Origin of the sequence: Sphingobium scionense, from assembly GCF_014197035.1 — a bacterium.
GTDB lineage: Bacteria > Pseudomonadota > Alphaproteobacteria > Sphingomonadales > Sphingomonadaceae > Sphingobium > Sphingobium scionense.
Genome location: NZ_JACIEU010000031.1, coordinates 41,563 through 50,638 on the forward strand (window position 1 = coordinate 41,563; position 9,076 = coordinate 50,638).

Annotated in this window: 11 protein-coding genes and 3 pseudogenes; 7 read left to right on the forward strand and 7 right to left on the reverse strand. The window is 63.3% G+C overall.

Annotated features, from left to right (window positions below; all coding sequences use genetic code 11):
* Nucleotides 1-56: 56 nt before the first annotated feature.
* The 4 genes from GGQ90_RS24395 (at nt 57) to GGQ90_RS24410 (ending at nt 3,623) form a co-directional block, all read left to right on the forward strand.
* A complete protein-coding gene (locus GGQ90_RS24395) occupies nt 57-1,067 on the forward strand; it encodes a DUF2493 domain-containing protein (RefSeq protein ID WP_188084221.1) in 1,011 nt (336 codons plus the stop codon).
* Nucleotides 1,068-1,138: 71 nt separating this feature from the next.
* Nucleotides 1,139-1,357, forward strand: coding sequence for a DUF6117 family protein (locus tag GGQ90_RS24400; RefSeq protein ID WP_031299094.1), 219 nt, complete (start codon nt 1,139-1,141; stop codon nt 1,355-1,357).
* Nucleotides 1,358-1,846: 489 nt separating this feature from the next.
* Complete coding sequence (locus GGQ90_RS24405; protein WP_021228388.1) at nt 1,847-2,827, forward strand: SLOG family protein; 981 nt, start codon at nt 1,847-1,849, stop codon at nt 2,825-2,827.
* Nucleotides 2,828-3,110: 283 nt separating this feature from the next.
* Nucleotides 3,111-3,623, forward strand: coding sequence for a hypothetical protein (locus GGQ90_RS24410; protein WP_021228389.1), 513 nt, complete (start codon nt 3,111-3,113; stop codon nt 3,621-3,623).
* Nucleotides 3,624-3,639: 16 nt separating this feature from the next.
* Here the strand turns inward: GGQ90_RS24410 and GGQ90_RS24415 are convergent, their stop codons facing one another.
* Nucleotides 3,640-3,876 carry a hypothetical protein gene (locus GGQ90_RS24415; protein WP_031299098.1) on the reverse strand — a complete coding sequence of 79 codons (237 nt, stop codon included), beginning with the start codon at nt 3,874-3,876 and terminating at the stop codon, nt 3,640-3,642.
* A gap of 185 nt (nt 3,877-4,061) precedes the next feature.
* Here GGQ90_RS24415 and GGQ90_RS24420 point away from each other — a divergent pair, with 185 nt between their 5' ends.
* The 3 genes from GGQ90_RS24420 (at nt 4,062) to GGQ90_RS24430 (ending at nt 5,773) form a co-directional block, all read left to right on the forward strand.
* Complete coding sequence (locus GGQ90_RS24420; protein WP_021228391.1) at nt 4,062-4,433, forward strand: hypothetical protein; 372 nt, start codon at nt 4,062-4,064, stop codon at nt 4,431-4,433.
* Between the two features lie 339 nt (nt 4,434-4,772).
* On the forward strand, nt 4,773-5,330 hold the full coding sequence (locus GGQ90_RS24425; RefSeq protein ID WP_246428426.1) for a tyrosine-type recombinase/integrase: 558 nt from the start codon (nt 4,773-4,775) through the stop codon (nt 5,328-5,330).
* Complete coding sequence (locus GGQ90_RS24430; protein ID WP_223178430.1) at nt 5,330-5,773, forward strand: site-specific integrase; 444 nt, start codon at nt 5,330-5,332, stop codon at nt 5,771-5,773. Before GGQ90_RS24425 ends, GGQ90_RS24430 begins: the two co-directional genes overlap by 1 nt.
* Here the strand turns inward: GGQ90_RS24430 and GGQ90_RS30025 are convergent.
* From GGQ90_RS30025 to GGQ90_RS29475, 6 genes and pseudogenes are all read right to left on the reverse strand, one after another.
* Nucleotides 5,748-5,870, reverse strand: a pseudogene (locus GGQ90_RS30025) (IS91 family transposase); the annotation flags it as partial. The gene GGQ90_RS24430 and the pseudogene GGQ90_RS30025 overlap by 26 nt on opposite strands.
* A 9-nt stretch (nt 5,871-5,879) precedes the next feature.
* Nucleotides 5,880-6,497 carry a tyrosine-type recombinase/integrase gene (locus GGQ90_RS24435; RefSeq protein WP_230588604.1) on the reverse strand — a complete coding sequence of 206 codons (618 nt, stop codon included), beginning with the start codon at nt 6,495-6,497 and terminating at the stop codon, nt 5,880-5,882.
* Between the two features lie 3 nt (nt 6,498-6,500).
* Nucleotides 6,501-6,749 (reverse strand): phage integrase N-terminal SAM-like domain-containing protein, encoded by a 249-nt coding sequence (locus GGQ90_RS29910; protein WP_343054083.1) that lies wholly within the window; start codon nt 6,747-6,749, stop codon nt 6,501-6,503.
* 206 nt (nt 6,750-6,955) lie between these two features.
* A pseudogene (locus GGQ90_RS29470) lies at nt 6,956-7,069 on the reverse strand (IS5/IS1182 family transposase); the annotation flags it as partial.
* Nucleotides 7,070-7,366: 297 nt separating this feature from the next.
* Nucleotides 7,367-8,521 carry an IS110 family RNA-guided transposase gene (locus GGQ90_RS24440; RefSeq protein WP_188084222.1) on the reverse strand — a complete coding sequence of 385 codons (1,155 nt, stop codon included), beginning with the start codon at nt 8,519-8,521 and terminating at the stop codon, nt 7,367-7,369.
* Nucleotides 8,522-8,600: 79 nt separating this feature from the next.
* Nucleotides 8,601-8,915, reverse strand: a pseudogene (locus tag GGQ90_RS29475) (transposase); the annotation flags it as partial.
* Between the last annotated feature and the right edge of the window lie 161 nt (nt 8,916-9,076).

The window sequence follows — 9,076 nt, forward strand, 5'->3', positions numbered from 1 at the left end:
GGCGGGACGCCATCGCGTCTCGCCCCTTTTCTTTTCCATCATGCAGGAGAAGTCCCATGACCCAAGACCGTTCGCGCAGCATAAGCCGCTTCGCAGACCTGCCGGCATTGTTCGCCGAGATGACGGCAACGCCGGAATTCCAGCGCGCCTTTGGCGATCCTATCCCGCTTTCGATCATCCAGCCGGGCGACGAACCGGGCGAGCATGACATGCCCGATCCGTTGCACGCGCAGGCGGATTGCGCGGGGATCATCGCCACGATCTTCGACCTGCTGACCGATACAAGGCTCGATGCGCTCGCGCCCGAAATCGCGTGGGGCACCGTCAACAGCTTCCATTTCGTCGCTGGCAAGCTGGAAAAGCAGGAGGACGCAGTAGTCGACGAGCTGCGCGACATGATGCGCCGTTCCGAGCCTTCCGAAGTGTTCAACACCGAACTGGAGGAGAAGCAGCTCCTGTGCCAGTCACTGTCCGAACAGCGCGAGGCGGTCGAGTGCATGCGCGACTATGCCGCCGAAACCTTCCGCGTGCTCTCGGGCCGTCCCTGGTCGCCCGCGCGCGGCTCGCGTGTCTCGAAGGCCGCCACCGCCACGCAGGTGTCCATACAGGACTTCCTGCGCGCCCGGGAACTGGCCGACCGCGAGCGTTACCGCCCGCGTGGTCCGATCGTCGTCGCCTCGGGTCATGCCGAATGGCATGACTGGCAACTGCTCTGGGACCGGCTCGATTCCATCCTCGAGCGTATCCCGCACATGACGCTGGTGACGACCGCGCAGCGCAAGGGGTTCGATGCGATCGTGGCTTCATGGGCGGGGAACCGCGAGGTCCAGTTCGTGACCTACTCGTTGACAGGCTCGGGACGCGGTGCGCCCTTCGCGCGCAACCGCAAGCTGGTCGATCTCAAACCCGTCGAAGCCTTGCTGGGGGAGGGGTCAGGCATTCAGGCCAACCTTTATCAGGCCCTGCGCAAGGCAGGTGTCCCTATCCATGCCTTCCGCAAGGCGGATCAGGCTCCGGCCGAGAAGGTCGCTCCGCCGGAGCGGGGTCGGCTGCGTCGGGCGGCGTAACGTCGGCGAACTTCCTTCATCCTGTCGGGGGCGGCGCTACGCGCTGTCCCCGTTTTTTATGGGAGCGCATGATGGCGATACCCGATCATCACCGAGCCAATTTTCAAACTTTGCTGGATGCCGCCATGGACGGCAATCTCGCGTTGATGGAATGCGTCGATGCGGTTTCCGGCGAACCCCGCTTTGTGGTCTGCGCCGTCGGCCGGAGCGGGGAGGAATATCTGTTCACGCCGTTCGGGCACTTGCATGACGGCGATCCCTTTGCCGCCTATGTTCCGCCAGCGCCCTGAGGAGGACGCGCGCCCGATCAGGTGGAAGGACGTGCGGGCATCCCATTCCCATGATCGCCATGGAGGTGTCGGTTGGCGTCAAGGACGGCGGGGCCCCACCATTTTGCTTTGCAAAATCGTTGCCCCCGCCGCCGCTTCGCGACCGCATTTGCGGTCCTTGACCCCGGCCCTCACCGTCCATGGACATTGAGGGCAGCGCTCGCAGGCACCCATTTGCGAATCAGGGGCATCGAGCCCCAGATTCGCAAAGCCTCTTCTCTCTCTCAAGAATTCCTATGTTGGCACGGGACCGCGTCGGCCTCAAGGACGACGGGGCCCCACCATTTTTTTGGGCGGGTCGGGCGTCGCGCCGGGCCTGCAATGTAGGTGGCCGCCCAAAAAAATCGTGACCCCCATCGCCGGCTGCGCCGGTCGCTTCGCGATCCTTGACCCCGCCGCTCGGAGCCCGTGCCCAAGGGGGAACCTCTTTCGTTTCAGCAGGAGGTTCCAATGACGAATATCAACCGCAGCGTCCGCCCGTTCTCCGACATCGCCGAATTCATCGCGCAGGAGACAGCCGCCACCACCGACGATTTCCACGCCGCCTTCGCCTCCAATCTCGAGGGGATCCGCATCGGGCGCGGTGAGGAAGAAATGGCGACCGACATGCCCGATCCGCGGGAAGCCCAACTTGCCGTCGAACTCATTGTCACGACACTCTTCGACGTGCTTCGGGACACCCGGTTGCAGCCAGCCGCGGAGCGCCTCGCATGGGGCATCGTCAACAGTTTCCATCACGTCGCCGACCAGTGGGCGGGCCAAGCCGACAAGGCGACGCGCGATGTTCAGGAGCTGCTGCGGTGCGCCGACGGCAGTGAAATCCACGGCGTCGAACTTGAGCAAGCGCGCGATAATCTCGAATTCCTCGATGAAGCCACCGACGCCCTGCGGTGCATGCGCGACTACGCCGCCGACGTCTTCCACACCGAAACCGGCCGCCCGTGGTCCGCTCCGAAGGGGTCGCTGATATCGAGCAAGCGCACCGCCTCGGTGATCGCCGCCACCGATTTCCTCGCCGCCCGCCGCCTCCGCAAGAACGAAGCGCACTACCCGGAAGGGTCCGTCGTGATCTTCTCCGGCGGCGCGGACTGCTGGTTCGACGAGCGCCTTATCTGGGGAAAGCTCGACGAAACGAAAGCGCGAAACCCGATGATGCTGCTGGCGACCACCGCACAGGACAAGGGCTGCGACGCCATGGCCGCAGCGTGGGCCGCCTCGCGTAAGGTGAAGCTCATCACGTTCCGCCTCAGCGCCAAGCTGGGGAAGAGGGCAGGGTTCGTGCGCAACGAACAGATGGTCGGACTGCGGCCTGTCGAGGCGCTGGTCTGCGAAGGGTCGGGACTGCAGTCTCACCTCGCGCGCCTCGTTAAGGAAAAGCGGATCCCGGCGCGGTTCGTCAGGCTCAGCGATCAGGGATGGGAGGCGCAGTGAGGTTCCGGCTGAGGATCGGTCCGGTTCGCCGGGCCGGTCCTCATCTTTTTTTATCCAGCGTCACATTCGTCCCCGCTCAGGGACCCGCAAGCGGGTCCGTCGCGGGCGCGATGCGGAACCGCCAGGGCGGTCCCGGCCGTCTGCGCGCGGCTCCGCCGTGCTCGCCGCAGGGACACCCTTCGGGTGCGGTCTGGGCGGGGTTGGCTGAGGTGGCAAGGCCCGCGTCCTGCCACCAGAGGAGAGGAGGGGAGAGAGGGGTGGCTCACTCAAGGAGATTAAAGCCATGTCCGAGCATACCCCATCACACCTCTCCGGTTCGGCCGTCTTCATTTCCGGATCGCTGTCCATTACCACGCTTCCCGAACCTGTCATCGAACGCATCGGCGGCATTATCGAGCGCGCGCTTCCCATCCTGATCGGGGACGCGCGGGGCGTGGATCGGTTGGTCCAGCGCCATCTTGCCGACCGGGATATCGCTGCCGTCACGGTCTACTGCTCCGGCGAGGGACCACGTAATAATCTGGGCGATTGGCCTGTCCGGAACATTCCTTCTTCCGGGCGAAAGGGCACCGCCGCCTTCCATGTCCCGAAGGATGCGGCGATGGCGCGCGATGCCTTCAGCGGTCTCGTGATCTGGGACGGTCGCAGCCGGGGGAGCCTTGCGAATATCCACCGGTTGGCGGCGCAGCGGCGCTTCATCATGATCTGGTTCGGGCCCGAAGCGCGGTTCATCACCCTGAGGTCGGATTCCGACAGGGACAGCTTTCTCGAGGCGCATCCCTGCCGGAACCTGTGAATGATCAGCGGCGTGATCAGATCGCCGCTGGCAGCCCTTTAACCGCCGTCAGCGCCGCACTGCCACCAACCCGGATCGCCTGTGTGAGAAGCTCGCGGAACTCCCTTTCCGTGAGTTTCTCCACCGGCATCTCCGCGATCATTGCGGCATATTTGCCGCGCAGGGCACGGCGCGCGCCTTCCAGTTCATCATTCATCTTGCGCTGACGCGCTTCCAGATCGGCGAGCCGATCCCTTTCCGTCATCTTTGGCATGTCCATCGTCCTTCCCCGATGGCCTGCCCGTCACGGTGCATTCTGCCATAGCCACTCGTGGAGGCAAGGGCCGAACGCCGCTTATACCGGCACCGGCGGCTCAGATACGCAACTCCATGCCCTCCCGAGATCTCATCTTCCCATCATTCCTCCCCTGCGCAGGCAAGGGAGACAAGGAGACTGCCATGTCAATCACCGATCCCCATCTCGATCGCTTTGTCGGACCCAATGACCCCGATTACCGGGCAGCGCAAATCAGAGGATTCGCGCTCATTGCCCAGATCGAGGAACAGGTCAGACGGGCGGACCACTATGCCGGTGGCTACACTGGCTACACCGACCCGGTAACCCACGACCTTGTCATCACCGGCGAATGCGACGCTGAATATGATGAGGCAACGACCAAGGCCCATAACCTCGGCTGGATCGCGGCGACCTCAAACGCCTATCTGATCCTCAAGGCACAGGGACGGACCGACGAAACCGCACAGATCGTCTACAACGCCCATTACAATATTTTCCACAGCGATCCGGAGCCTCCGTGCCCCGGCGAATGATAGCGGATGACTTTCGGGGTCGGGCTCTTGCCGGGCCCCTTTTTTTGCTTGCGGGGAGGCCCCACCCATGCACTTCGTCCCTCATGCCGCTGCAGCGGTGAACAACAATCCTCTGAAGCAAGGTTGCCCCGCGCCTTCCGGCACGAGGCTGCGCAGCGCGAGCGCGCTGCGTAAGGCTGGACGCACGGCGCGAGGCCGTTTGTAATGGACCCTACGCACGGGTGCAGCGGGCGTATTAGCCTGTAGAAACAAGGTCATATTGCCGTAAGACCCGTATGACCCGGTTCCAGGAGAGCGTCGTACGCGGACCACGACGCCGACGAGGTCGGCCCTATCCCGTTGAGTTACCTTGAAATAATTTGTGGTACGCGTCAGACGCGGTTTCAGGATCTGTTCGACCGCCACCTTCATCAAAAGGGCTGGACTCGCTGGTGCATCGGACTGCGGGCCGGCGACGTGGCGCAGCTCCGCCTCACCGATATCGAGTGGCAGGCGGGTTCGCTGCGGATTACGGGCAAGTCGCGCCATGAAGTTCGCTTGCCGCTGCCCCAGGACGTCGGGGATGCGGTCGCGGCCTATCTCGAATGCCGACCGTCTTTCTGCCGAAGTGATCGCGTGTTCCTGAGCACGATCGCGCCCAGTCGCCCGTTCCTAAACGGTGACGCCGTCTCTTCGGTGGTCAGGCGCATCATGAAGCGGGCTGGCCTCGTGACACCGTTCAAGGGTGCGCACGTCCTGCGGCACACCGCGGCGACCGAGATGCTGCGCCACGGGGTGCCGCTCGACAAGATCGGTCTGGTCCTCCGGCATAGTGGCATCGACACTACGTCCCACTACGCCAAAGCCGATGTCACTCTTCTGAAGCAGGTGGCGCAGCCATGGCCGGAGGCGCTCTGATGTTGAAGACCTTCGAAACCTATCTCGCACTGCGTCGTGCCACGGGCTTTGCGATGTCGAATGCCGAGTATTTGCTCAAAAGCTTCGCCGGCTTCGCGACTGAGCGCGGACAGGCGTATGTTCAAACGCAAACAGCCATCGATTGGGCCGCACTGGGACCGTCGATTGCGCAACGCGACGCGCGACTGAAAGCTGTCTGCCGCTTCGCACGCCATATCCGCGTCGAAGACGTGCGGCACGAGTTGCCCCCGGGCAATCACTTCGGTGCCCAAAAAAGGCGCCGGCCACCGCACATTTACTCGGGCACGGAGATCGCTCGCCTGATCGAAGCCGCTAGCCAGCTTCGACCTCAAGGAGGCCTGCGCCCGCTGACTTATGCGACCTTGATAGCCCTACTCGCGGTCACGGGGTTGCGCATCGGCACAGCTCGACCGCCGACATGACGCGGCGTTCGACGCGACCGAGATGGCCGTCATGGGCCAGGCGAAAAGCAGCACCGTGGCGGCGGAAAATATCCGCCACCTCCAGATCGGACCGCACGGGGTCGGCTCAGGCGGGCGGCACCACCTCGATGGTCAAACGATCGAGTGGGCTCTGCGTGCTTGCGATCGTCGTCGTCGCCACATGCGTGTAGCGCGCCGTCGTCGACAGGCTGTTGTGCCCGAGCAAGACCTGGATGATCCGGATGTCGACGCCGCTCTCGAGCAGATGGGTAGCGAAGCTGTGCCGCAGCGTGTGCACGCTGACCTTCTTGGTCAATCCCGCCGCCTTGGTCGCGGACCGGCAGGCCGAATGGAGCACGGAAACGTTGATCGGCTTGTCGCCGCGACCCGGAAACAGCCAGTCGCTCGGCCGCGCCAGGCGCCAGTAGGTCCGCAAGATACCGAGCAGTTGTGGAGAGAGCATGACCGTCCGGTCCTTGCCGCCCTTGCCGTGACGGACCTGGATAACCATGCGCGCGCTGTCGATATCAGCAACCTTCAGGTTCACCGCTTCCGAAACGCGCAAACCCGCGGCATAGGCCGTGGTCAGCGCCGTGCGTGCCTTCAGGGACGGCACCGCCTCAAGCAGGCGCACGATCTCGTCGGCGCTCAAGATCACAGGCAGCTTGCGGGGCGTGCGCGCATAGGCGATCCGCTCGGGAATCTCCGCCCGGTTCAGCGTCACGCCTTAGAAGAAGCGCAGCGCGCAGACAGTCGGGTTCAGCGCCGGCCAGGAAATGCCCTGCGACACCAGATACACTTGAAACGCGCGGACATCCTCCAGCCCCAGGCGGTCCGGCGAACGGCCGAAATAACGGCTGAACTTCGTCACGGCATGGAGGTAGGATCGCTGCGTGGCTGGCGACAGGTTGCGAAGCATCATGTCGTCGATCATGCGACGGCGCAGCGGGCTCACCGCTGCCAAGGTGTCGGTCATGGATGGTCTCCTGATCAGGGGTTGGTCTTCAGCAACCAAACCTTCCCATCAGGATGCCATTCCAGCCAGCGAACAACCCAGTGCCGCGTCAGCGGGTTCGTTCAATCAATCATAACCGACTCATCCGATTCAACAATTTTCGACAACTACTTGATAAGTGATTCAAAAACTTATGGGTAATCGCAAGCCTCACCGGATGCGTACGCTTCGCCCCCGGTCAGCGCCACCGCTATGGGCAGGCCCAACGCATTGATGCGGAGATGGATCTTGGTCGTAAAGCCACCTTTTGAGCGGCCAAGACCCTGACGCGGAGTCCCCCTCATATGATGAGTTGCAGGTCAAGGGGATATCTCGTCGTTTCGTATCTCCCGGTCGGCATCGGCATCCAGCTGAGCCCGTTCACGAGTACCGGCGGGTGTGCCTCGCCTGTACCACCTCATATCCGGTCGCCGCTCGGGACGGCTGCACCATAATCCCGCATTCGGGGACGGGGCTCAGGAGAACGGAACCCTTCTTTTGAGCGGCTTGGAAGCCATGGGGGGCTTCGGTCCGTTCGCCTGGATCCGTCAGGACCGATCAGGTCCTGAGGATTGGAGTGTATCGCGAGCAGCCCTTCGCTACGCTGCGGTCATGGCGACTCCCTCGATCACGACCCCTGCGGTCACGTACTTCCACAAGGCAACGAGCAGCTTGCGCGCCAGCGCGACGATCGCGACCTTTCGACCTCGCCCGCCGCTGTGGCTTGCCCGTTCATGGAACCAGCGTGTGAGAGCCGCGTCCGGCTGATAGCGCAGCCATAGCCATGCCAGCTGGATCATCGTCGTGCGCAGTCGTGGATTGCCCGCCTTCGAGACGCCCTGTTCGCGATCGATCGAGCCGCTTCGCCAAGGCGAGGGCGCAAGCCCGGCATAGGCCGCGACCTGGCGCCGATTGTCGAACTGTCGGAACAATCCCTCGCTCGCAAGGATGTTGGCGGATTCCGCGCCGATGCCTCTGATTCCCGCCAGCATCGCTTGAGCCGAGGCCTCGTCGCCTTGCGAGCACATGACATCGCGTTCAGCTTCAACGGCCTTGATCTGACTGTCCAGCAGTTCGAGCCGATCCAGTTCCCGGCAAATCTGGGCCTTGAGATGGTTGGGTAAGGGCCGGCCATCGCCGGTCCGCAGTTCTTCCAGGCGCTCGCGACGGTCGCGCCGAACAGGCTCGTAATGCCGGATGCCGACGCCGAAGAGCAGCCCCTTGATCCGATTGACGTGCCGCTTGCGCTCCTCGATCAGTACCTTGCGCTCCCGGCCAATCCTGCGGCGATCCTCGTCCTCGACTGCGGGCACACGAACCATCGAGTAAACGCGAGGCTCACCGCGCATCCATGCCATCAGCGTGCGGACCAGCGTCTCTCCATCGATGCGGTCGGTCTTCGCCCGCCGGTGCCGGCGTGACACCGCGATCGAGGCGGCGTCCACCACATGGCTCGCGATCCAACCTTCCGCCTCAAGCGCGCGATGGATCCAGAAACCATCGAGCCCCGCTTCCTGGATGACCACCACACGATAGAGCCTGCCCTCCCGGACCCGCGCTTTCTCACGCAACGTGCCTAAGCAGTCCAGCAATCCGGGCAGATCGCCGCCCGGCACCGAGTGACGTGACATCCGTTCGCTGCCAGGGGACAGCGACGTTACCAGCCACGTCGATTTCGACAGTTCCAGCGAAACGAAAATTGCGCCAAGATCGACCCGGATGGCGGCAGGCGGCGAGATTGATTCTGCTGACATGGCAAATCCTTTCAGAGAGGTTGGTAGCAAACCGACTCTGATCTCCCTCAGGCCGCTGTCCACCTCTCATCATGGGATCTTTTGCGCGGGCTGAACAGTGGTGCGCCCGGATTATTGTGCTGTCGATCATCTGTAGGCTGGGGTTGCCGCCCCCGCTTTCGTTGAAGGCTTCGAGCAGCAACTCCCACAAGCCTGACAGCGTCCAGCGCCAGAACTGGCGGTAAACCGATGACCATTTGCCAAAATGCTCGTGCAGGTCGCGCCGGGCCACGCCCGTCCGTGCGATCCAGAAAATCCCATCGAGGACGAGGCGGTGATCTCGCGGGCGCCGCCCGCTGCGCGCCCTGCGCTCGATCACAAACGGCTCAAGACACGTCCATTCCTCGTCGCTCATCAAACCCCGGATCAAGACAGCCTCCCACTTGGCTACCTTCGAGACGCCGGCCCATTACGGCATCTAGCTAGTGGATGGAATCTAACGCTTGGTGCCCGCGCTTGACGGCGGCGATGATTTTGTCGGGATCGGCGGCCCAGGTGAAGGGCTTGGGCTGCTGG